The organism is Xanthobacter flavus (assembly GCF_017875275.1).
In the GTDB taxonomy this organism is placed as follows: domain Bacteria; phylum Pseudomonadota; class Alphaproteobacteria; order Rhizobiales; family Xanthobacteraceae; genus Xanthobacter; species Xanthobacter flavus_A.
Window position 1 is genome coordinate 2,207,719 of sequence record NZ_JAGGML010000001.1, and the last position, 21,766, is coordinate 2,229,484.

The 21,766-nt window shown below is 67.0% G+C and carries 23 protein-coding genes; 2 read left to right on the forward strand and 21 right to left on the reverse strand.

Features of this window, described 5'->3' with window-relative positions:
- Positions 1–17 precede the first annotated feature (17 nt).
- Both J2126_RS10625 and tesB read right to left on the reverse strand, forming a co-directional pair.
- Positions 18–356 (reverse strand): P-II family nitrogen regulator, encoded by a 339-nt coding sequence (locus J2126_RS10625; RefSeq protein WP_024276769.1) that lies wholly within the window; start codon positions 354–356, stop codon positions 18–20.
- A gap of 329 nt (positions 357–685) precedes the next feature.
- Positions 686–1,561, reverse strand: a complete 876-nt coding sequence (gene tesB, locus J2126_RS10630) for an acyl-CoA thioesterase II (RefSeq protein ID WP_209486592.1) — start codon at positions 1,559–1,561, stop codon at positions 686–688.
- Positions 1,562–1,766: 205 nt separating this feature from the next.
- On the opposite strand from tesB, the gene J2126_RS10635 reads away from it, so the two are divergent.
- Complete coding sequence (locus J2126_RS10635) at positions 1,767–3,053, forward strand: ubiquinone biosynthesis hydroxylase (protein ID WP_209486594.1); 1,287 nt, start codon at positions 1,767–1,769, stop codon at positions 3,051–3,053.
- 51 nt (positions 3,054–3,104) lie between these two features.
- On the forward strand, positions 3,105–4,988 hold the full coding sequence (locus tag J2126_RS10640) for an ABC-F family ATP-binding cassette domain-containing protein (RefSeq protein WP_209486602.1): 1,884 nt from the start codon (positions 3,105–3,107) through the stop codon (positions 4,986–4,988).
- Here the strand turns inward: J2126_RS10640 and J2126_RS10645 are convergent.
- The 19 genes from J2126_RS10645 to J2126_RS10735 all read right to left on the reverse strand — a co-directional run bounded on the left by J2126_RS10645 (position 4,957) and on the right by J2126_RS10735 (position 21,761).
- Positions 4,957–5,901 carry a LysR substrate-binding domain-containing protein gene (locus J2126_RS10645; protein WP_209486604.1) on the reverse strand — a complete coding sequence of 315 codons (945 nt, stop codon included), beginning with the start codon at positions 5,899–5,901 and terminating at the stop codon, positions 4,957–4,959. The two genes, J2126_RS10640 and J2126_RS10645, sit on opposite strands and share 32 nt — an antisense overlap.
- An 83-nt stretch (positions 5,902–5,984) precedes the next feature.
- Positions 5,985–7,055: a YeiH family protein gene (locus J2126_RS10650; protein ID WP_209486606.1), complete on the reverse strand. Its 1,071-nt coding sequence runs from the start codon at positions 7,053–7,055 to the stop codon at positions 5,985–5,987.
- Positions 7,056–7,142: 87 nt separating this feature from the next.
- Positions 7,143–7,643 carry an SH3 domain-containing protein gene (locus tag J2126_RS10655; RefSeq protein WP_209486609.1) on the reverse strand — a complete coding sequence of 167 codons (501 nt, stop codon included), beginning with the start codon at positions 7,641–7,643 and terminating at the stop codon, positions 7,143–7,145.
- A 142-nt stretch (positions 7,644–7,785) separates the two neighbouring features.
- Positions 7,786–8,559 carry a ferredoxin--NADP reductase gene (locus tag J2126_RS10660; RefSeq protein ID WP_209486611.1) on the reverse strand — a complete coding sequence of 258 codons (774 nt, stop codon included), beginning with the start codon at positions 8,557–8,559 and terminating at the stop codon, positions 7,786–7,788.
- 7 nt (positions 8,560–8,566) lie between these two features.
- Positions 8,567–8,902: a ferredoxin FdxA gene (gene fdxA, locus J2126_RS10665; protein WP_209486613.1), complete on the reverse strand. Its 336-nt coding sequence runs from the start codon at positions 8,900–8,902 to the stop codon at positions 8,567–8,569.
- A gap of 265 nt (positions 8,903–9,167) precedes the next feature.
- The gene (locus tag J2126_RS10670) at positions 9,168–10,043 is read right to left on the reverse strand and encodes an ABC transporter ATP-binding protein (protein WP_209486615.1); all 876 of its coding nucleotides are present in this window, start codon (positions 10,041–10,043) and stop codon (positions 9,168–9,170) included.
- An 8-nt stretch (positions 10,044–10,051) separates the two neighbouring features.
- Positions 10,052–10,876, reverse strand: a complete 825-nt coding sequence (locus J2126_RS10675) for an ABC transporter permease (protein ID WP_245327841.1) — start codon at positions 10,874–10,876, stop codon at positions 10,052–10,054.
- A gap of 140 nt (positions 10,877–11,016) precedes the next feature.
- Entirely contained in the window at positions 11,017–12,447 is a 1,431-nt protein-coding gene (locus J2126_RS10680; RefSeq protein ID WP_209486619.1) for an ABC transporter substrate-binding protein, read from the reverse strand.
- Between the two features lie 167 nt (positions 12,448–12,614).
- Positions 12,615–13,391 (reverse strand): Crp/Fnr family transcriptional regulator, encoded by a 777-nt coding sequence (locus tag J2126_RS10685; RefSeq protein ID WP_209486621.1) that lies wholly within the window; start codon positions 13,389–13,391, stop codon positions 12,615–12,617.
- A gap of 66 nt (positions 13,392–13,457) precedes the next feature.
- Entirely contained in the window at positions 13,458–13,901 is a 444-nt protein-coding gene (locus J2126_RS10690; RefSeq protein WP_209486628.1) for a nucleoside deaminase, read from the reverse strand.
- Between the two features lie 306 nt (positions 13,902–14,207).
- Positions 14,208–14,630 (reverse strand): F0F1 ATP synthase subunit epsilon, encoded by a 423-nt coding sequence (locus J2126_RS10695; RefSeq protein ID WP_209486630.1) that lies wholly within the window; start codon positions 14,628–14,630, stop codon positions 14,208–14,210.
- 131 nt (positions 14,631–14,761) lie between these two features.
- A complete protein-coding gene (locus tag J2126_RS10700; RefSeq protein ID WP_168457145.1) occupies positions 14,762–14,995 on the reverse strand; it encodes a hypothetical protein in 234 nt (77 codons plus the stop codon).
- Between the two features lie 27 nt (positions 14,996–15,022).
- Positions 15,023–16,459, reverse strand: a complete 1,437-nt coding sequence (gene atpD, locus J2126_RS10705) for a F0F1 ATP synthase subunit beta (RefSeq protein ID WP_209486632.1) — start codon at positions 16,457–16,459, stop codon at positions 15,023–15,025.
- Between the two features lie 33 nt (positions 16,460–16,492).
- Complete coding sequence (locus tag J2126_RS10710) at positions 16,493–17,368, reverse strand: F0F1 ATP synthase subunit gamma (RefSeq protein WP_209486634.1); 876 nt, start codon at positions 17,366–17,368, stop codon at positions 16,493–16,495.
- Positions 17,369–17,404: 36 nt separating this feature from the next.
- Complete coding sequence (gene atpA / locus J2126_RS10715) at positions 17,405–18,937, reverse strand: F0F1 ATP synthase subunit alpha (RefSeq protein WP_209486636.1); 1,533 nt, start codon at positions 18,935–18,937, stop codon at positions 17,405–17,407.
- Positions 18,937–19,491, reverse strand: a complete 555-nt coding sequence (locus J2126_RS10720) for a F0F1 ATP synthase subunit delta (RefSeq protein WP_209486643.1) — start codon at positions 19,489–19,491, stop codon at positions 18,937–18,939. The genes atpA and J2126_RS10720 overlap by 1 nt, the downstream gene beginning before the upstream one ends.
- Positions 19,492–19,727: 236 nt before the next feature.
- On the reverse strand, positions 19,728–20,453 hold the full coding sequence (locus J2126_RS10725; protein ID WP_209486645.1) for an amino acid ABC transporter ATP-binding protein: 726 nt from the start codon (positions 20,451–20,453) through the stop codon (positions 19,728–19,730).
- On the reverse strand, positions 20,431–21,090 hold the full coding sequence (locus J2126_RS10730) for an amino acid ABC transporter permease (protein ID WP_209486647.1): 660 nt from the start codon (positions 21,088–21,090) through the stop codon (positions 20,431–20,433). Before J2126_RS10730 ends, J2126_RS10725 begins: the two co-directional genes overlap by 23 nt.
- The gene (locus tag J2126_RS10735) at positions 21,087–21,761 is read right to left on the reverse strand and encodes an amino acid ABC transporter permease (protein ID WP_209486653.1); all 675 of its coding nucleotides are present in this window, start codon (positions 21,759–21,761) and stop codon (positions 21,087–21,089) included. Before J2126_RS10735 ends, J2126_RS10730 begins: the two co-directional genes overlap by 4 nt.
- Positions 21,762–21,766: the final 5 nt, after the last annotated feature.

The following is a 21,766-nucleotide window of genomic DNA, read 5'->3' on the forward strand; positions in this document are numbered from 1 at the left end:
CGTGAAAGAGATGAGGCTCAAAGGGCGTCGGCGTCGGTCTCGCCGGTGCGGATGCGCACGGCGTGCTCGATCGGAATGACGAAGATCTTGCCGTCGCCGATCTGGCCGGTCTTGGCGGACGCGGTGATCGCCTCGACCACCTTGGAGACCTGGTCGGCGGACACCGCGACCTCGATCTTCAGCTTCGGCAGGAAGCTGACGGCGTATTCGGCGCCGCGATAGATCTCGGTGTGGCCCTTCTGACGCCCGTAGCCCTTGACCTCGGTCACGGTGAGACCGTGCACACCGATACCGGTGAGGGCGTCGCGCACCTCCTCCAGCTTGAATGGCTTGATGATGGCCATGACGATCTTCATGGATCGGTTCCTGTCCCCTGATGCCACTGCGCTTCCCATGAAGCCCGAGCGGCGTTTCTCGCGGCGGCTTCGCCGAGCGGGTCGGGGAGATCCGCGCCGCGGCTGGCAAGCCTGCGGACACCGGAATCAATTACCGTGCCAAGAGAGGGGGAGCGCAGCGGACACCGGGAGTCCCGTGCATATTTTTCCGCCACGGCGCGCGCAACAGGGGCTCCGCCGCCTGCTTGCCGCTTTTTACGCCCATTTTTTAATCTTAACGCCCAAGATAGCGACACGTCCTGTTCGCACTTGCGTGATGACGCACCGCAACGCAGAAAAACGCCGCCTGCCTATCCGCGCGGCGTTACCGGCCGCATGAGGCCTTCCTGTGCCGCCGAAGCAACCAGAAGGCCGTCCCGCGAGAACAGCTCACCCCGGCAGAATCCGCGCCCGCCCAAGGCGGCAGGGCTCTCCTGGGTATAGAGCAGCCAGTCGTCGGCGCGGAACGGGCGGTGGAACCACAGGGCGTGGTCGAGGCTCGCCACCTGCACGTCCGTGTCGAACACGGACTTGCCGTGCGGCAGTAGCGCCGCCTGCAACAGGGAAAGGTCCGAGGCATAGGCGAGCACCGCCTGATGAATGGGCAATTCGTCCGGCAGCGGGCCGCGGGCGCGGATCCAGATGCTCGGCCGCGCCCCCGGGGACCCGAGATAGGACATGTCCAGGCTGGTGGGCTTCACCTCCAACGGACGGTGGGCCATCCAGTCGCGGCCGGCAGCGCCAGGAAAGCGGGAGAGCAGGCGCTCCCGCCACACCTCATCCCCGGGCAGTTCCTCGGGCTGCGGCACGTCCGGCATCTGGCTCTGGTGGGTGAAGCCCTCCTCCGGCTTCTGGAACGACACCGACATGCTGAAGATGGCTTCGCCGTGCTGGATCGCCACCACCCGCCGGGTGGTGAAGGAGCGGCCGTCGCGGATGCGGTCCACGTCGTAGATGATGGGGACGGTGGGATCGCCGCCGAGCAGGAAGTAGCCGTGCAGGGAGTGGGTGACCCGCGCCTCATCCACCGTGCGGCGGGCGGCGACAAGCGCCTGGGCGATCACCTGCCCGCCGAACACCCGCCCCCCGGTGGGCGATACGCTGCGACCCCGGAACAGGTTGATCTCAAGCGGCTCGAGGTCAAGGATACCGAGGAGCTTCTCCACGTCGGGATTCTGGGCGGTCATGCAGGGGGCTCGCCGAGCGCCGCGCGCCTCAAAGGCGGCAGCGTCAAGAAGGTGGAACGGGATGCGGGTCGCGCGGTTCAGTCGAGGGCAGGACGCCACGCCCACGCCTCGACCGTCAACCCCAAAACGTCAGCCGGCTCCCCTATAGGCGAGCCATTCGGCCTTGATCGGCGTACAACGAGAACAATCATCAGGAGTGAAGGTCATGGGCTCCCCGAACGCACCGCTTCCGGAGACCGGCTGGTCCGCCAATCCTGCAGCCGGTCGTGCGCAGGCGGAACGGGCGGACGTCGCCATCGTCGGCGGCGGGCTTGCTGGGCTGAGCCTCGCTCTCGCCCTGCGCCAGGGCCTCGGCCCCGACGCCGACATCACCCTCTACGACCCCACCCTCTCCCGGGCCGGCATGGATGACGGGCGCTGCTCCGCCATCGCCGCCTGCGCGCGGCGCATGCTCACCAGCCTCGGCGTGTGGCAGGAGCTTGCCGGCAAGGCCGAGCCAATGCGGACCATGGTGGTGACTGACAGCCGCACCAAGGACGTGGCGCGCCCCACCTTCCTCACCTTCGACGGCGATGTGGAACCGGGCGAGCCCTTCGCCTTCATGGTGCCGAACCTCGATCTGCAGCAGGCGCTGGTGGCGGCCTCCCGGTCCGCCGGCATCGACCTGCGCGAGGAGGCGGTGACATCCTTCCGCAGCGAGGGCGGCGGTGTCGAACTGGCCTCCGCCTCGGGCGCGCCGCTGCGCGCCGGCCTGCTGGTCGCCTGCGACGGCGCGCGCTCGCGCATCCGCGAGATGGCGGGCATCTCCACCGTTTCATGGGGCTACGGGCAGAGCGGCATCACCTTCGTGGTGGAGCACGAGCGCCCGCACGAGGGCCGCGCCGAGGAGCATTTCCTCCCCGCCGGCCCGTTCGCCATCCTGCCCTTGCCGGGCAACCGCTGCTCGGTGGTGTGGACCGAGCGCACCGCCGATGCCGAGCGGCTCCTCGCCTTGCCCTCCGCCATCTTCCAGGAGGAGCTGGAGCAGCGCTTCGGCCATCGCCTCGGCTGGGTGAAGCCGGTCACCAAGCCCCGCGCCTATCCCCTCGGCTTCGCCATGGCGCGCGCCTTCGTCGGCGACCGGCTCGCTTTGGTGGGCGATGCCGCCCACGTCATCCACCCCATCGCCGGGCAGGGGCTGAACATGGGCCTGCGCGATGTCGCCGCCCTCGCCGAAGTGGTGACGGACGCGGCCCGCGTCGGCCTCGACTTCGCCTCGCCCACCGTGCTGGAGCGCTACCAGCGCTGGCGGCGGTTCGACACTTTGGCCATGGGCGTCGCGACGGATGGGCTCAACCGCCTGTTTTCCAACCATTCCGACGCGCTGCGCGCCATCCGCGACGTGGGCCTCGGGCTGGTGGACCGCCTGCCGCGCCTGAAGGGCCTGTTCATCAAGGATGCGGCCGGCCTCACCGGCGAAGTGCCGAAGCTGCTCAGGGGCGAGGCCCTCTAGTCGAGCCTTCGCCATCTTGCCCTGCCCGGCCTCGCCTGCGAAAAGCCGGGCATGATCGTTCTCGACGATATTTCCCTGCGCCTTGCCGGGCGCCTGCTCATCGACCATGCCTCCGTCGCCCTCCCCGAGAATGCGCGCGTCGGCGTGGTCGGGCGCAACGGCTCGGGCAAGACCACACTTTTCAAGGCGCTGGTGGGCGAGCTGGAGCTGGAATCCGGCGCCATCCGCCTGCCCAACCGCACCCGCATCGGCCGCGTGGCCCAGGAGGCGCCGGCCGGGCCGGACAGCCTGATCGAGCGCGTGCTCGCCGCCGATACGGAGCGCGCGGCGCTGCTCAATGAGCGGGAGACCACGCAGGACCCCAACCGCATGGGCGAGATCGAGATGCGGCTCCTCGACATCGGCGCCCATGCGGCGCCGGCGCGGGCGGCCACCATCCTCGCCGGCCTCGGCTTCGACGAGAGCGCGCAGCAGCGGCCCTGTTCGGAATTCTCCGGCGGCTGGCGCATGCGCGTGGCGCTGGCGGCCCTGCTCTTCACGGAACCGGACCTGCTGCTGCTCGACGAGCCCACCAACTATCTCGACCTCGAAGGCACGCTCTGGCTGCAGGATTACCTCGCGCATTATCCGCGCACGGTGATCCTCATCTCCCATGACCGCGACCTCTTGGACGAGAGCGTCGACCACATCCTCCACCTCACCGGGCAGAAGCTCACCCTCTACAAGGGCGGCTTCACCTCGTTCGACCGGCAGCGACGCGAGCGGCTGCTCTTGGACCAGAAGGCGCGCAAGAAGCAGGAGATGCAGCGCGCGCACATGGAATCCTTCGTCGCCCGCTTCCGCGCCAAGGCCACGAAGGCGAAGCAGGCGCAGTCGCGCCTCAAGGCCCTCGCCCGCATGGAGCCCCTGGCCGCGCAGGTGAGCGAGGAGGCGGCGGCCATTTCCATCCGCCATCCGGAAAAGCTGCTCTCCCCGCCCATCGTTGTGCTGGAGAAGGTGGCGGTGGGCTATGTGCCCGGCCGGCCGATCCTCCAGAACCTCAATTTGCGCATCGATGAGGACGACCGCATCGCCCTCCTCGGGCCCAACGGCAACGGCAAGTCCACCTTCGCCAAGCTCCTCGCCGACCGGCTGAAGGAGGAGAGCGGGCGGGTCGTGCGCGCCGACAAGCTGGAAGTCGCCTATCTCGCCCAGCACCAGATCGACGAACTCATTCCCGGCGACAGCCCCGCCCAGCATGTGCGCAAGCTGATGCCCGACGCGCCCGAGGCGCGAGTGCGGGCGCGGGCGGCGGAAATGGGTTTCTCCGGCGGCACGGCCGACACCAAGGTCTCCTCCCTCTCCGGCGGCGAGAAAGCGCGACTGCTGCTGGGGCTCGCCACCTTCCGCGGGCCGCATCTGCTGATCCTCGACGAGCCCACCAACCATCTCGACATCGAGGCCCGCGCGGCGCTCATCGAGGCCATCAACGACTTCCCCGGCGCGGTCATCCTCGTCTCCCACGACCGGCATCTGCTGGAAGCCTGCGCGGAACAGCTGTGGCGCGTGAGCGGCGGCACGGTGAAGGCCTATGACGGCGACCTCGACCAGTACAAGAGCGAGGTTCTCTCCCGCTCCGACGGCGACCGGATGACCGACAAGGGGCGCAAGGACCGCTCCGAGACCAAGGCGGAAGCCGCCTCCACCCCCGCGCCCCGCCGCATCGCCACCGGCCCGCTCAAGAAGCGCATCCGCGAGCTGGAAGGGGCCGTGGACAAGCTGACGAAGCAGATCGAGGGACTGGACGCCAAGCTCTCCGACGCCGGGCTCCATGCCGCGAAGCCGCTCGACGCCGCCCGCTTCGCCAAGGAGCGGGCCGAGGCGGCCGAAAAGCTGGCGCAGGCGGAGGAGGAATGGCTGGAGGTCAGCGCCGAGCTCGAGGCCGCGGGCGGCTGACCGGCGCGGCCGGGGCCTCCTCGGGCGCCGCCTCCGGCTCGCGCACCAGCGCCAGCAGCGCCTGTGCCGCCCGCGAATTGTAGCGGTCGGCGTGGCGCAGGGCGTAGAACCGCCGGGCCGGCAAGGTCAGCGGCAGCTGCTTCAGCGTGCCCATGGCGAGGCCTGAGGCGGTGACGAGATCGGAAATCACCGTCGCTCCGGCCCCGGCGGCGACCGCGCTCACCACCGCCTCGTTGGACGGCAATTCCAGCACCACCTTCAGCCGGGACGGATCGACCCCCGATACACGCAGGGCATCCTCGAACACCTGCCGCGTGCCCGAGCCCGGCTCGCGCAGCACGAAGTTCATGTCGAGGAGGTCGGCCGGGGTTAGGGCCTTGAGGTCGGCGCAGGGATCGTGGGCCGCCACCACCAGCACCAGCCGGTCGCCGGGCACTGTGACCCGCGCCAGCAGCGCCTCCTCCACCTCGCCTTCCACGAAGCCGAGATCCGCCTCCCCGGCCCGCACCGCCGACGCCACTTGCGCGGTGTTGCCGATCACCACTTCCAGCGCGATGTCGGGATAAAGCTTGTGGAAGCGGTTGAGCAGCGGGCCAAGCCAGTAATTGGCGATGGTCTGGCTGGCGTGGATGGACAGCCGGCCGCGCCTGAGGCCGGACAGATCGGCAAGGATGGTCTCCGCCGCGCCGGCGCGGGCCAGCACGGCCTCGGCTTCGGGCACGAAGACGCGGCCCGCCTCGGTCAGCTCGATGCGGCGTCCGACGCGATGGAAGAGGGCGACCCCGCAGGAGGCCTCAAGGGCCGCGACAGAGGCACTGACGGCCGACTGGGTCATGTTCAGAGTTTCGGCGGCGCGGGTCATGTGGAGCGCGCGGGCGACGGCGACGAAGACCTTCAGTTGCTCCAGCGTCATCCCGCCCGATCACCCTTGCCCCGCTCAAACGCCGCGCGGGCTCAATGTAAAAGGCCCGTGGGCGACGCCCACGGGCCTTCGTATCACATGAAGGATTTGATGAGGATGAAGCTAAGCACCGAGATGAACAGCCAGGCGGCAGCGCCGAGCAGGAGGGGCTTGATGCCCTTGAGGCGCAGCTTGCGCATGTCCGTCTCCAGACCCATGGCGCCCAGCGCAACGGCGAGAAGGAAGGTGGTGGTGGTGGCCACCGGCATCTTCACTTCGGGGGGCACGTAGCCGCTGGAGGCCACCATCACCATGGCGATGAAGCCGAACACGAACCACGGCATGGGGGGGCTCGCATGTCCGGCCGACTTGTCGCCGCGCGCCCGCATCACCGCCGCAGCCCCAAGGCCGATGACGAGGGGGGCCAGCAGCATCACCCGCGAGAGCTTCGCCACCGTGCCGAACTCGCCGGCCTGCTGGCCGCCCTGGAAGGCCGCCGCAACCACCTGCGCCACCTCATGGATGGAGGCGCCGGTCCACAGGCCGAAGGCATGGGCGTCGAAGCCGGTGAACGGGATCAGCGCCGGCATCAGCAGCATGGAGAGCGAGCCGAAGATGGTGACGCAGGCCACCGCATAGGCCACGTCCTCGTCCGAGCCGCGCGTCACCGTATTGGTGGCGATGACCGCCGAGGCGCCGCAGATGGCCGTGCCGGCGGCGATCAGCTCCGAGAGCTGCCGGTCCACCCCCATGGCGCGGCCGAGCCAGCGGGTGACGAAGAAGGTGGCGAACAGGGTGAAGGCGACGATGGAGAAACCCACCACGCCCACCGAGCGCACCTGCTCGAAGGTGAGCTGGAGGCCCAAAAGCACGATGGCGAAGCGCAGGATGCGCCGGAGCGCGAACTTCACGCCGGGCTTGATGATGGCCGCCGTGCCGAAGATGTTGTGCAGCGCCATGCCGATGACGATGGCGATGATGAGCGGGCTGACGAGCCCCATGCCCGGAACCTGGCGGATGGCGTAGGCCGCCGCCGCGATCACCACCGTGTAGGCGACGCCCGGCAGGATGCCGCCGAAGGCCGTCACCAGCGGGCCACCCGATGCGGGGGCAGGCAGGGGAACGGGGGGAATGAGCGCGGGATCGGTCAGGTGCTTGTCGGTCATGGCAGGGGGTCCTCTTGAGACGAGGATGCCCCCCTGACATGGATCGATCAAACGAGTTGTTTTTCTACAATTGATCGATTTATTCGATCAACGCACCACCACGCCCCGGCGCACCACCGTGTTGCCAGCCGGGCCGCGCGTCGCGTCCACATGACGGCAGACGCCATTGCGGCAGCTGGTGGCGCCTACATGGCCGACAGGGCCGCGCGCATAGGGGCCGTAATAGCGGTTCCACTGGCCGTACCAGGGGCGACCCACATAATGGGTGTTCCAGTACGACTGGTTGAACGCCACCGCCGCGATGCCGAGGCCCGCCGCCACCGCCGCCGTCATCACCACCGGCGAGGCGCCGGCGGAGGGCACGACCTTGATGTATTGCGCCGCCATCCAGCCGCGCACGTTGCCGAGCGCAACATCGCACCAGGAATAGTCCGCAAGGCAGCCGTAGGTTTGCAGCGCCGCGCCGGCCGGCACCGTGACGACGGTGGGGAAGCTGGTGCTCGGCCCTGCCCGAAGGTTCACATTCGTCACCGCCACCGCCGGCTGGGCCGCCGCGGCGGCTCCGGCGGCGAGGACGCCGGCCAGCATGACAGCCGCTCCGGCCATTGCGCGCAGGCGCGATCCAAATTCAGAACGTATCGACACCAGCATCTCCATCATCGGGATCTGGCGCGACAGCCTAGCTTCGGATCGTTACCGGCCCGTTGCATGATTTTGCAATGTGCAACGCTCAGCGCTCGGCGAAGGCCTTCTCCACCACATAGGTCTCCGGCCGATTGCCCGCGCCCTCCGCGAAATCGCGGGATTCGAGCAGCGCCTTGGTATCGGCGATCATCTGCGGTGAGCCGCACAGCATCACCCGGTCGTGCTCGGCGTCGAGGTCCGGCAGGCCGAGGTCGGCGAAGAGCTGGCCGCTCTCCATGAGGTCAGTGACGCGGCCGCGGTTGCGGAACGGCTCGCGGGTGACGGTCGGATAATGCAGCAGCTGCGTCTGCGCATATTCGCCGAGGAAGTCGTGGGCCTTCAGGTCCGCCACCACCTGCTCGCCGTAGGCGAGTTCCGCCACCTCGCGGCAGCCATGGACGAGTATGATGTGCTCGAAACGCTCATAGGCCTCCGGGTCCTTGGCGATGGACACGAAGGGCGCGAGGCCGGTGCCGGTGGCGAGCAGATAAAGGCGCTTGCCGGGCTTGAGATTGTCCAGCAGCAGCGTGCCCGTGGGCCGGCGGCCGACGAGGACGGGATCGCCCGGCTGCAGCATCTGGAGACGCGAGGTGAGCGGGCCGTCCGGCACCTTGATGGAGAAGAATTCCAGCTGCTCCTCGTGCGGCGCACAGGCGAGCGAATAGGCGCGCAGCAGCGGCTTGTCGTTCACGTCGAGGCCGATCATCGTGAACTGGCCGCTCTTGAAGCGGAAGGCGCTGTCGCGGGTGGCGGTGAAGGAGAAGAGGCGGTCGGTCCAGTGGCGGACCTCGAGCACGGTCTCGGTGTTCAAATTGCTCATGATCGCCTCACGCGTCAGCCGGCGCCGGGGAGAAGACGCTTTCGAACTTGCCGTCCACGTTCATCCACTGCGCGGCATCCGCCGGCGGCTCCTTCTTCTCGGCGATGTTGGGCCACAGGGCCGCATATTCGGCGTTGAGCGCGATCCACGGCGCGGCGGCCGGATCGCTGTCGGCGGAGATGGCGGCGGCCGGGCATTCCGGCTCGCAGACGCCGCAGTCGATGCACTCGTCCGGCTTGATGACGAGCATGTTCTCGCCCTCATAGAAGCAGTCCACCGGGCAGACGGCGACGCAATCCATGAATTTGCAGCGGATGCACTTGTCGGTGACGACGTAGGCCATGGGGCAGGTCCGGTTGTTGTTCGATTTTATTTTAGCCGGGGAGTGCCGCGCTCTTGAGGACTAAGGCCTTGCAGGGTCAATTAATTGCGGATTTTTTGAATACGTGAAGATGTGGAAAGTGCCACGTCAACCGCCGTCGTCCTCCGGCTCGACCGGAGGACCCATGCCAACGTTTGTCCCTGTCTTACCAAGCCAGAGAGGGTGGAAAGACAGACCCTCCGGTCAAGCCGGAGGGCGACGGCAACAGGGCAAAGGCGCGCCAGCCTCACACGACCTCGGCGAGGCTCGCCCCATTGAGGTTCACTGCCAGACCCTTCAGCGCGTCCTCGTTCAGCTCGCCACCCATGGCCTTGAGGCTCTCCTCGCGGATAAGCGCGCCGAGTTCGGCCCGAAGCTGCACGAATTCCGGCGTCAGCTGAAGGGCGGCGTCGCGCGGGCGTGGCAGGGGCACCGTCACCTCGGCCTTGATGGTGCCGGGGCGGGCGGTCATCACGTAGATGCGGTCGGAGAGGAAGATCGCCTCGTCGATGTCGTGCGTCACGAACAGCACCGAGATGCCCAGCCGCTGCCAGAGGTTGGTGAGGATCTGCTGCATGATGACCCGCGTCTGCGCGTCGAGCGCACCGAACGGCTCGTCGAGCAGCAGCACCTTCGGCCCGGTGGCGAGCGCCCGGACGATGCCCACGCGCTGCTTCATGCCGCCGGAGAGGCGATCGGGATAATGGTCCTCGAACGCGGACAGGCCGGCAAGGCCGAGCAGGGTCCGCGCGGCGACCGCCCGCTCGGATTTGCCCATGCCGCGCATTTTGAGGCCGAACTCCACGTTCTCCCGCACCGTCTTCCAGGGGAACAGCGAATACTGCTGGAAAACCATGCCCCGGTCGGCGGAGGGCCCCTTCACCGGCTCGCCGTCCACCGTGACCATGCCTGATGTGGGCTTGAGGAAGCCGGCCACCGCATTGAGGAAGGTGGACTTGCCGCAGCCCGAAGGTCCGATGATGGAGACGAACTCGCCGGGGTTCACCACCAGATCCGCATCGCGCACCGCGATGACGGCGCCGTCGATGGTGTCATAGGCGAGGTTGAAGTCGGTGACCTCGATGAGGCCGGTCCTCACCGGCGGGGTCGCGGGGATCGCCATGGCAGGCCTCACTTGGCGCGCGACCAGGGCGTCACCGCCCGGCCCGCGATGCGGATGAGAAAGGAGGAGGCGAGGCCGAGCACGCCGATGGTGATCATGCCCAGCGCGATGTCCGGATACTGCACCAGCGAGTAAGCCTCCCACGTGAAATAGCCGATGCCGAACTGGCCGGAGATCATCTCCGCCGCGATCAGCGAGACCCAGGCGACGCCCATGCCCACGGTGAGGCCGGTGAACACCTGCGGCAGCACGGCGGGGAAATAGACCTCGCGGAAGGTCGCCCGCTCGGTGGCGCCGAGGCAGCGGGCGGCGCGCACCAGCACCTCGTCCACATTGGCCATGCCATGCAGCGTGTTGATGAGGATGGGGAAGAAGGAGCCGAGGAAGGTGATGAAGACGATGCTTTCCTCGTTGGTCGGCCACAGCATGATGGACATGGGCACCCAGGCGATGGCCGGGATGGGCCGCAGCACTTCCGAGACAGGAAAGACGAACTCCTTCAGCAACTGGAAGCGCCCCATCAGCAGGCCCAGCGGCACCGCCACCAAAGCGGCGAGCGCGAAGCCGATGAAGATGCGCCGGCAGGAAATGAAGATGTGGTTGAGGAAGGCGCCGGTGGAAAAGGCCGCGCGCGCGCTCTCCAGCACCTGCTCGGGCGAGGGCACGTTGATGAACCGCACATAGAAGGACATGCGGTTCACCGTCACCACATGCCAGGCGAGGATGAACAGGCCGATGGCCAGCGCCCCGAGCAGCGTCGCGCGGATGGTACCGGCATTGAGCTTGAGCCAGCGCCGCGCGCGCCCCGCGACGGACCGGTCCGGCGCCGGCATCGCCGCCACCGCCTCCCGCTCCGGCCGCAGGACGATATGACCGGGCGCGACGGGACGGGCTGCCGCCCCGCCGTCGCCGGCGAGGTGGAGCGTCGTGGATTTCACGGGCGCGGCCTTCACGGCAATGCTGCTCATGACGCTCACCCGCGGGCCGCGGACGCGGCCTTCAGCGCATCGGCCAAGGGCAGCACCTTGCCGCCGCCCTTGGCCGCCGCCGCTTCCGCATCGGCCTTCAGCATGAAGGGCTGGATCTCGGTCTTCCCGTCCTTGGTGGAGACCGCATAGAAGGCATCCGTCGCGAACAGCTTGATACCGCGAGAGGAGTCGAACAGATAGGTCATGTTGACCTTCTTGCCGGCGGCATTCAGCTCCGCGAGGGCGCCCAGGGTGCAGGCAGCGCTGGAATAAGGCTTGATGCCCTCGCCTTCCACCCAGATCTCGCCGGCCTTGCGGGGTTCGGAAATCTTGGTCTTGCAGAAGGTGTCGTCGCCGGAGATCTCGTAATTGGCAAGGCTCTTCAGCTGCGCCTCGTAATCGAGCCCCAACTCCTTGTAGGCTTGGCGGGCGTAGCTGTCGTTGACCCAGGCCTTGACGTCGAATTCCTTCATGCGGCCGAGCTTCTGCAACACGCTCGCGTCCTGCGCGGCGTCATCGACCAGCTGGGGCTTGATGGTGGGGTCCATGGTCATGATGCCGCCCGGGCCGAGGAAGATGTAGACGACTTCCTTGTCGATGCCGGTCCACTTGGCGATCTTCTCGGCGGCTTCCTTCGGGTTCTTGCGGACCCAGTCATTGGCCTCGATGACCGCCTTGATATAGGCGACCACGACTTCCGGATACTTCTCGGCGAAGTCGGTGCGCACCACCACGCCGTGCCAGGTGGGGGCATTCGTCTCGACGCCATCGAAAATCTTGCGGGCGAAGCCGCGGAACGGCAGCAGCTCGGCGAAGGGCACGAAATCGGCGTGGGCGTCGATCTTCTTTTCCTGGAGGTTGGTGGAGCCCACCTCCGGCGACTGGCTGACCAGCTTGAAGTAGTCGGCCGGCCAGTTCTTGTCCTGCATGGCCTTGAGGATCATGCCGTGGGCGGCGGAGCCGAACGGCACGCTGAGCACCTTGCCCTTCAGATCGCTCAGTTCGAAAAAGGGCGAGTCCTTGTGCACCACCACGCCATTGCCGGAGCCGTAGATGTTGTAGGCGGCCACCGCGATGAGCTGGGACTTGGACTGCGGATTGGACTGGAAGGTGTAGCCGTTCACCACCAGCGGATAATCACCCATGCCGCCAAACTGGAGCTTGTCGGCCATCATGCCATTTGTGACGGGCGGGCCGGAGGTGAAGTTCTGCCACTCGATGTTGTAGGTGGCGCCGGCGTACTTGCCGTCCTTCGGCAGGTACTTGTCCAGAAGCTTCAGCTCCTTGATGACGACGCCGGTGGTCACCGTGTTGGTCGTCGTATCCTGCGTGCCGATGCCGAAGGTGATGGTCTCCGCCGCCGCCGGGAGAACGGCGCACGATGTGGCGAGGGCAACGGCAATGCTGCGAAGAATGCTGGGTCGAAACGGGTTCATCAGATCCACCTCTCGGGGCTAAGACGGCTCTCGACGGTGATCTTCGGGTGTCAGGTTCGATCCGTTCAAAGGAAGATGCGGCCGAGGTGTCGATTAGTTGCCTCCTTTGCGGACCCGCCTCCTTTTTCATCATCGTGCGCATTGCTGCGCGCAAACAGCTATCGGACTTACCGGTCGCCCCGCATGACGTGGAGGGCCTCGAGGTCGTAGACCACGATCTTGGCCTTCTCCGCCCTGAGAACCCCCTGCTCCTGCAAACGCTTGAGGCTGATGGTGACCCATTGACGGGTGGCCCCGACCATGTGGGCGAGGTCCGCGTGGGTGAAGGCCGAGCCGATGGCGATGGCACCGTCCTCCTTCACGCCATAGGTGTCGGCGAGGTGGATGAGCAGATGAGCGAGCCGCTCGGTGACGGACCGCGTGCCCAGCATCTGGGCAAGGGCCGAGTAGCATTTGCCCTTGAAGGTGAGCCCTTCGATGAGGCCGATGGCGAAAGCCGGCACCTGGGCAATCAGCCGGCGCAGGGTTTTGCCCGAGAGATGGACCACCACGCTGTTGGTCGCCGCGACGCCGGACCATACGTGCTGCCCCTGCCCGAACAGCTCCGGCCCGCCGACGAAATTACCCGCGCTCCAGTAGGCCAGCGTGATCTCCCGGCCCGAAGGCGCGATGTAGAAAACACGTATGCGGCCACTCTCGATGAGGAAGATGCCATCGTGCGGCGTGCCTTGGGAGAACAGCATCTTGCCGCGATAGACGACGCGCTTCTGGCCCTCGCGCAGCACCTCCTCGCGCTCCTTGGCGGTGAGTCGCTGGAAGAGGAGGGGCGGGCCGTTTGTGAGGGCGGCGTTCTCGGTGAGCAGCAGCGCCTGCGCGGGGTTGGACCCAGCCAGAAGCGGGGACGCGGGGGGCGCGGATTGGGCGTGCAGGGGGGCGGGCTGCATGCAGGTTTCTCCCGTTTGGACGACTTCCAAGCCGCAAGAAGCATACCAGCCATAATAATATAATGTCTATCGTTTTAGTTTATTATCGAAGATCGCCAGCGCTTCGGACCCCAGCACGCCCCCGGTGATCTCCACCTTCAGGAACGGCGCCGCATCGGCCATCCTCCGCGCAACGTCGAGGGCAGGGAGCCCGATCTGCGATTGGCGGCCGTATTTCGCCGCAACCTCCTCCAGCGATGCGCCGAAGACCACGCGAGAAAGGCCGCACCACAGAATCGCGCCCATGCACATGGGGCACGGCTCGGCCGTGGCGTAGATCGTCGCCCCCTTCAATTCTTCGGCGGGCCGCGCGGCGAGGAAGCGGCGAATGGCGACCATCTCGGCATGGGCGGTGGGGTCGTTCAGCTGCCGGCCGAGATTGGGGCCACGGGACAGAATTGTCCCGCCCCGTGCGATCACCGCCCCGAAAGGGAAGTCCGACTGAGCGGCCAGGGCGATGGCCTCGCGCATCAGGTCCTCGTCCCCGGGCCTTGGCGGCCCGACCATCGCGTCGGCGCGGGTTGGGGATGGGAAGAGCGCCAGGACGCTGCCGGCCCCGGCGGCAAGTCCGGCGACAACGCTCCGTCGGCTCGGGGCACCTGCGGACGGCTCGGGCCGCCTCTTCGTCGTCGCGTCAGCAGCGGTCATGGCATCCCCCGCAGCGCGTAGCTGACCACGCCGCATTGATTGGAACAACAGCCCGCGCCACAGGTCACCCCAAAAGAAAAGGCCCGGGCTTGCAGCCCGGGCCTCCCTTCATTTGTCTCGCCGAACGGCTCAGTGCGTCGTGGCGCCGCTTCGGTCGCGCTCCAGCGCCTCGTAGACCTGCTGCAGGTCGGCGAGATGGCGGGCCGCACGCTGCTTGGCGTCGTCGCCGGTGGCGTCGTTCGCGTCCTCGCGGGCGTCCTGGATCTGCTGGGCGAGGGCACCGAGATCAAGCTCCTCGACCGGTTTCGCCTCTTCGGCGAGGATGGTGAGTCCAGCCGGGTTCACCTCGGCGAAGCCGCCGCGGACGAAATAGCGCTTGGCGCCGCCGTCGGCCTTGATGGTGAGGATGCCGGGCTTGAGCATGCCGATGAAGGGCGCATGGCCGGCCAGAACGCCGAACTCGCCTTCCGCGCCCGGCACGATCACCTCGGTCACGGCGCCGGAAAAGACGAGGCGCTCGGGGGAGACCAGCTCAAAAGGTAAGGTCGCCATCTGTTCAATCTCCGGGTCGTCCCCGCCGGGGATCCCGCGGGAGCCTGCCGGCCGCCCTCGGGAGGATCAGGCCGGCGGAACGGCTCCGCCATGGGTAGGAGCCGGACGGCTCCGTGAAATCTCGTGTCCGGTCAGCGGCGGCGGTCGGCGACGAAGCCGACGCCCAGGCCGATGATCGCGCCCACCACGGCCGCGAGCAGGATGTGGCGGGTCTGCTCGGAAGTGAGGCCGCCGCGCGGCCCCTCCCCCTGTACGCGGATATCGATTCCCGGGAGGCGCAACTCCGCCACCTGGGGCCGGGTGAGCCAGCCGGTGATGCCACCGGCCAGCAGCCCGAGCACGAGGCAGACGATCTTGATGTTCATCGCGATCGCTCCGCCGCGTGTTTGGGATCAGGCCGCCTCGGCGGCCAGCTTCTTGCCCTTTTCGATGGCTTCGTCGATGGAGCCGACCATGTAGAAGGCCTGCTCGGGCAGGTAGTCGTACTTGCCTTCCACCAGGCCCTTGAAGCCGGAGATGGTGTCCTTCAGGTCCACGAGCTTGCCCGGGGAGCCGGTGAACACTTCCGCGACGTGGAAGGGCTGCGAGAGGAAGCGCTCGATCTTGCGGGCGCGGGCCACGGTGAGCTTGTCCTCTTCGGAGAGCTCGTCCATGCCCAGGATCGCGATGATGTCCTGCAGCGCCTTGTAGCGCTGGAGGGTCTGCTGCACCTGACGCGCCACGTTGTAGTGCTCCTCGCCGATGACCAGCGGGGAGAGGATGCGCGAGGTGGAGTCCAGCGGGTCCACCGCCGGGTAGATGCCCTTCTCGGCGATGGAGCGCGAGAGCACGGTCGTCGCGTCGAGATGGGCGAAGGAGGCGGCGGGCGCCGGGTCGGTCAGGTCGTCGGCCGGCACGTAGATGGCCTGCACCGAGGTGATCGAGCCCTTGGTGGTGGTGGTGATGCGCTCCTGCAGCGCGCCCATGTCGGTGGCCAGCGTCGGCTGGTAGCCCACCGCCGAGGGAATGCGGCCGAGCAGCGCCGACACTTCCGAGCCGGCCTGGGTGAAGCGGAAGATGTTGTCCACGAAGAACAGCACGTCCTGGCCCTGGTCACGGAAGTGCTCGGCGACGGTGAGGCCGGTGAGCGCGACGCGGGCGCGGGCGCCCGGAGGCTCGTTCATCTGGCCGTACACGAGGGCGCACTTGGAGCCGGCGGCAGAGCCGTTGTGCTCGTGGGGATCCACGTTCACCTTGGACTCGATCATCTCGTGATAGAGATCGTTGCCTTCACGGGTGCGCTCACCCACGCCGGCGAACACGGAATAACCGCCGTGCGCCTTCGCGATATTGTTGATGAGCTCCATGATGAGCACGGTCTTGCCCACGCCGGCGCCGCCGAACAGGCCGATCTTGCCGCCCTTGGAATAGGGCGCGAGCAGGTCCACCACCTTGATGCCGGTGACGAGGATTTCCGCCTCGGTCGACTGGTCCGCGTAGGACGGGGCGGGCTGGTGGATGGCGCGCTTGCCGTCGCCGATCACCGGGCCGAGCTCGTCCACCGGCTCGCCGATCACGTTCATGATGCGGCCGAGGGTGGCCTCGCCCACGGGCACCTGGATCGGCGCGCCGGTGTCTGCGACCGGCTGGCCGCGCACGAGGCCCTCAGTGGCATCCATCGCGATGGTGCGGACGGTGTTCTCGCCGAGATGCTGGGCGACTTCGAGCACCAGGCGGTTGCCGTGGTTGGTGGTCTCGAGCGCGTTCAGGATTTCCGGCAGATGGCCGTCGAACTGCACGTCGACAACGGCGCCGATGACCTGGGTAATGCGTCCGGTGGGATTCGCCATGTTCGTCGTCCTTTGTCCTCGTCCAGGCCGTGGTCAGAGCGCTTCGGCGCCGGAGATGATTTCGATGAGTTCCTTCGTGATCATGGCCTGACGCGTCCGGTTGTAGATCAGCGTCTGCTTCTTGATCATGTCGCCCGCGTTCCGCGTCGCGTTGTCCATGGCGCTCATCTGCGAGCCATAGAACGACGCCTGGTTTTCCAGGAGGGCGCGGAAGATCTGCACCGCGATGTTGCGGGGCAGGAGGTCGGAGAGGATGTCCTCCTCGGCCGGCTCGTATTCATAGTCCGGACCGGCCGCGCCCGCGTCCCGCGCCTCGAAGGTGGCGGGGATGATCTGCTGGGCGGTCGGAACCTGCGAGATCACGCTCTTGAACTGGGCGTAGAAGAGCGTGCACACGTCGAACGCACCCTGGTCGAGCAGGGCGAGGATCTTCGACGCGATGGCGTCGGCATCCTTGAAGCTCAGCGTGCGGACGGAGCGCAGGTCCACCAGCTCGATGATGCGGTCGGGATAGACCCGGCGCAGCTGGTCGTAGCCCTTGCGGCCGATGCAGAAGAACTTGACGTCCTTGCCTTCTCCGATCAGCTGCTGCGCCCGCTCGCGGGCGAGGCGGACGATGGAGGTGTTGAAGGCGCCGCACAGGCCGCGCTCGCCGGTCGCCACCAGAAGCAGCTGCTTCTGGGTGGAGCCGGTGCCGGCGATGAGGACGGGCGCCTGCCCGCCGCCGATGATGCCGGCGGCAAGATTGCCCAGCACCGTCTCCATGCGCTCGGCATAGGGACGGGCCGCTTCCGCCGCCATCTGGGCGCGACGCAGCTTCGCCGCGGCGACCATCTGCATCGCCTTGGTGATCTTCTGCGTCGCCTTCACCGAGGCGATGCGGTTTCTTAGGTCTTTCAGGCTCGCCATCGTGCCCGTCCGTCAGGTTCGAGGAACAGGCGCCGTTCAGGCAAAGCTCTTGGCGAAGGCGTCGATGGCCTTCGTCAGCTTCTCCATGGTGTCCTTGGAGATTTCCTTGGACGAACGGATGGCTTCCAGGATTTCGGGATGCTGCGAGCGCAGCGCCAGAAGCAGGCCCTGCTCGAACTCGCGGACCTTGGAGACCGGCAGCGGGTCGAGATAGCCGTTGGTGCCGGCAAAGATCACCGCCACCTGCTCCTCAACCTTCAGCGGAGCGAACTGGCTCTGCTTCAGCAGCTCGGTCAGGCGGGCACCGCGGTTGAGCAGCTTCTGGGTGGAGGCGTCGAGGTCGGAACCGAACTGGGCGAAGGCCGCGAGCTCACGATACTGGGCGAGCTCGCCCTTGATCTTGCCGGCGACCTGCTTCATCGCCTTGATCTGGGCCGAGGAGCCCACGCGCGACACCGAGAGGCCGACGTTCACCGCCGGGCGGATGCCCTGGTAGAACAGGTCGGACTCAAGGAAGATCTGGCCGTCGGTGATGGAGATCACGTTGGTCGGGATATAGGCCGACACGTCGTTCGCCTGGGTCTCGATGACCGGGAGAGCGGTGAGCGAACCGGCGCCGTGGGCGTCGTTCAGCTTGGCCGCGCGCTCCAGCAGGCGGGAGTGGAGGTAGAACACGTCGCCGGGATAGGCTTCGCGGCCCGGCGGGCGGCGCAGCAGCAGCGACATCTGGCGATAGGCCACGGCCTGCTTGGACAGGTCGTCGTGGATGATGAGCGCGTGCATGCCGTTGTCACGGAAATACTCGCCCATGGCGGTGCCGGTGAACGGCGCCAGGAACTGCATCGGCGCGGCGTCCGAGGCGGTGGCGGCGACGACGATGGAATATTCCAGCGCGCCCTGCTCCTCGAGCACCTTCACGAACTGCGCGACGGTGGAGCGCTTCTGGCCCACCGCGACGTACACGCAATAGAGCTTCTGGCTCTCGGGGGCGTCGCCGGCGTTGAGGGGCTTCTGGTTCAGGATGGCGTCGAGCGCCACGGCGGTCTTGCCGGTCTGGCGGTCGCCGATGATCAGCTCGCGCTGGCCGCGGCCGATCGGGATCAGCGCGTCGATGGCCTTGAGGCCGGTCTGCATGGGCTCATGCACCGACTTGCGCGGGATGATGCCCGGCGCCTTCACGTCGACGCGGCGACGCTCGGTGAACATGATCGGGCCCTTGCCGTCGATCGGGTTGCCGAGGGCGTCCACGACGCGGCCGAGCAGGCCCTTGCCGACCGGGGCGTCCACGATGGCGCCGGTGCGCTTGACCGTCTGGCCTTCCTTGATCTCGCGGTCGGAGCCGAAGATCACGATACCGACGTTGTCGATTTCGAGGTTCAGCGCCATGCCGCGCGTGCCATTCTCGAACTCGACCATCTCGCCGGCCTGGACATTGTCGAGGCCGTAGACGCGGGCGATGCCGTCACCGACGGAGAGCACCTGACCGACCTCGGAGACCTCGGCCTCCTGGCCGAAGCCCTGGATCTGCTCTTTCAGGATGGCGGAGATTTCAGCGGCTCGAATGTCCATCAGCGGACCTCTTTCATCGCATGCCGGATAGAATTGAGTTTGGTCTTGAGGGAGGCGTCGACCATGCGGGAGCCGAGCTTCACGATGAGACCACCGAGGATGGACGGATCGACGGTGACGTCGAGGTTCACGTCCTTGCCGGTCTGTTGCGCCAGCGCTTCCTTGAGCGCGGCGAAGTGGGTGTCGCTCAGGGGAGCGGCCACCGTCACCTGCGCCGTCGTCTCGCCGCGCTGGGCGGCAACGAGGGCGGCATAGTCGGAAATCATCCGGGGCAGCGCGAAGAGACGGCGATTCTGCGCCACCAGCTTCACGAAATTCCCGGCAAGACCGGAAATCTCCGCCTGACCAAGAACCGCGGTGATGGCTTTGAGCTGCTCCTCGGCCGAAAAGACCGGGCTCTTCACCAGCCGCGCCAGATCCGCGCTTTCAGCAATCATGGCCGACAGTCGATCGAGATCCGCCTTAACGGAATCGACGGCGCCGGCCTCCCTCGCCAGTTCGAACAGCGCGGTCGCATAGCGCCCCGCCATGCCTGACACGATCGTATCCGCCACCCCGCACCTCTCTCGGACTTCCAGGGCCGGTCACGCACCTTGCGTCACCTCTCCCCAAGCCCTTGATCTGTTGGGAATAAAATTATGCGACCTCGCGAGGGGGCTGAACCCGTCCCTCGAAATCCCGGAGTGCCTAACACAGGCGGATCAAGGCGGCAACATGACGGGAGGATGGCGCATAGGCCGCATTGCCGCACCGCGTCAGGCTTGACCGTAACGCAACCCGCGTCAGGGCCTCAGCTTTGGCCGAGAAACTGCCTGAGCTCCGCCGTCTGAGGATTCGCAAATACATCTTCAGGCGGGCCGATCTCGTGCACGCGGCCCTGGTGCATGAACACCACCCGGTCGCACACTTCCCGCGCGAAGCGCATCTCGTGCGTGACCATGAGCAGGGTCATGCCCTCCTCGGCCAGCTTCTTCACCACGGCCAGCACCTCGTTCACCAGCTCGGGATCGAGGGCGGAGGTGATCTCGTCGCACAGCAAGGCGAGCGGCTTCATGGCGAGCGCCCGCGCGATGGCGACGCGCTGCTGCTGGCCGCCCGAGAGTTCATCGGGGTAGGCATCGAACTTGTGGGCAAGGCCCACCTGCTCGAGGCGCACCCGTGCCTCGGCCTCGGCCTCCTTCTGCGACACCTTCTTCACCACCATGGGCGAGAGCATCACGTTGCGCCCCGCGGTGAGGTGGGGGAACAGGTTGAAGCCCTGGAAGATCATTCCGACCTTCAGCCGGAGCGCGCGCAGGTGCACCTCGTCCGGCAGGAGCTGGGCGCCGGCGACGGTGATGGCGCCGTCATTGATGGTCTCCAGCCCGTTCACGCAGCGCAGAAGGGTCGATTTGCCCGAACCCGACTTGCCGATGATGGCGATGACCTCCCCGGCCGCCACGTCGAGGTTGATGCCCTTCAGCACCTCGTTCTGGCCGAAGCTTTTGCGGACCTCAGTGATGGTGATGAGCGACATTCAGCTTCCTTTCGAGAAGCTGGCTGCTCTTCGACAGAGGCCAGCACAGCACGAAATAGATGAGGGCGGCGAAGCCGTAGACGGTGAACGGCTCGAACGTGGCGTTGGTGATGATGGTGGCGGCCTTGGACAGCTCCACGAAGCCGATGATGGAGGTCAGCGCCGTGCCCTTCACCACCTGCACGGAAAAGCCCACCGTGGGCGGCACGGCGATGCGCAGCGCCTGGGGCAGCACCACGTAGCGCAGTTGCTCGAAGAAGCTCATGGCCAGCGAGGAGGAGGCCTCCCACTGACCCTTCGGAACGGCTTCCACGCAGCCGCGCCAGATCTCCGCGAGGAAGGCGGAGGTCCACAGCGTCAGCGAGACGAACGCCGCCGCCCAGGGCGAGACGTCGAGGCCCATGAGCGGCAGGCCGAAGAAGATGAGGAACAGCTGCATCAGCAGCGGCGTGCCCTGAAACAGCTCGATGTACAGATTGGCCGCCCGTTGCAGCCACACCTTCCGGGCGATGCGGCAGTAGAGCACCACGAGGCCCAGCACGCCGCCGCCGACGAAGGCGAGGATGGAGAGCAGCACCGTCCAGCGCGCGGCGAGGAGGAGGTTGGAGACGATGTCCCAGGTCGTGAATTGGGTCATGTCGCCTTCCTCCGGCGGGGAAAGAGAACCAGCCCGAGCCCCCGCATCACCTGGCGCAGCAGCACCGCCAGCAGGAGATAGAGGAGGGTCGCGACGATGTAGGCCTCGAAGGCCCGGAAGGTGCGTGACTGGATGAAGTTGGCGGCGAAGGTCAGCTCCTCCACCGAGATCTGCGAGCACACCGCCGAGCCGAACATCACGATGACCATCTGCGAGCTGAGCGCCGGCCAGATCTTCTGAAGGGCCGGCACCAGCACCACATGACGGAACGTCTGGATGGGGCTCATGGCGAGGCTCGCGCCAGCCTCGAACTGGCCCCGCGGCGTCGCCTCGATGCCGGCGCGGATGATTTCGCAGGCATAGGCGCCGAGATTGATGACCATGGCGAGGATGGCCGCCTGCATCTCGGTGAGCCCCACGCCGACCGCCGGCAGGCCGAAGAAGATGAAGAACAGCTGGATCAGGAACGGCGTGTTGCGGATCAGCTCCACATAGGCCGAGACGATCGGCCGGAGCCAGCGCGGCCCCAGCGCCTTCGCCCAGGCGCAGGCGATGCCGAGCCCGACGCCGAGCGTGCCGCCGACCACGATCAGCTCCACGGTGATGGCGACCCCCTTCGCCAGCACCGGCCCATAGTCGGCCAGGGATGAGAAATCGAAACTGTAGGCCATGTCCG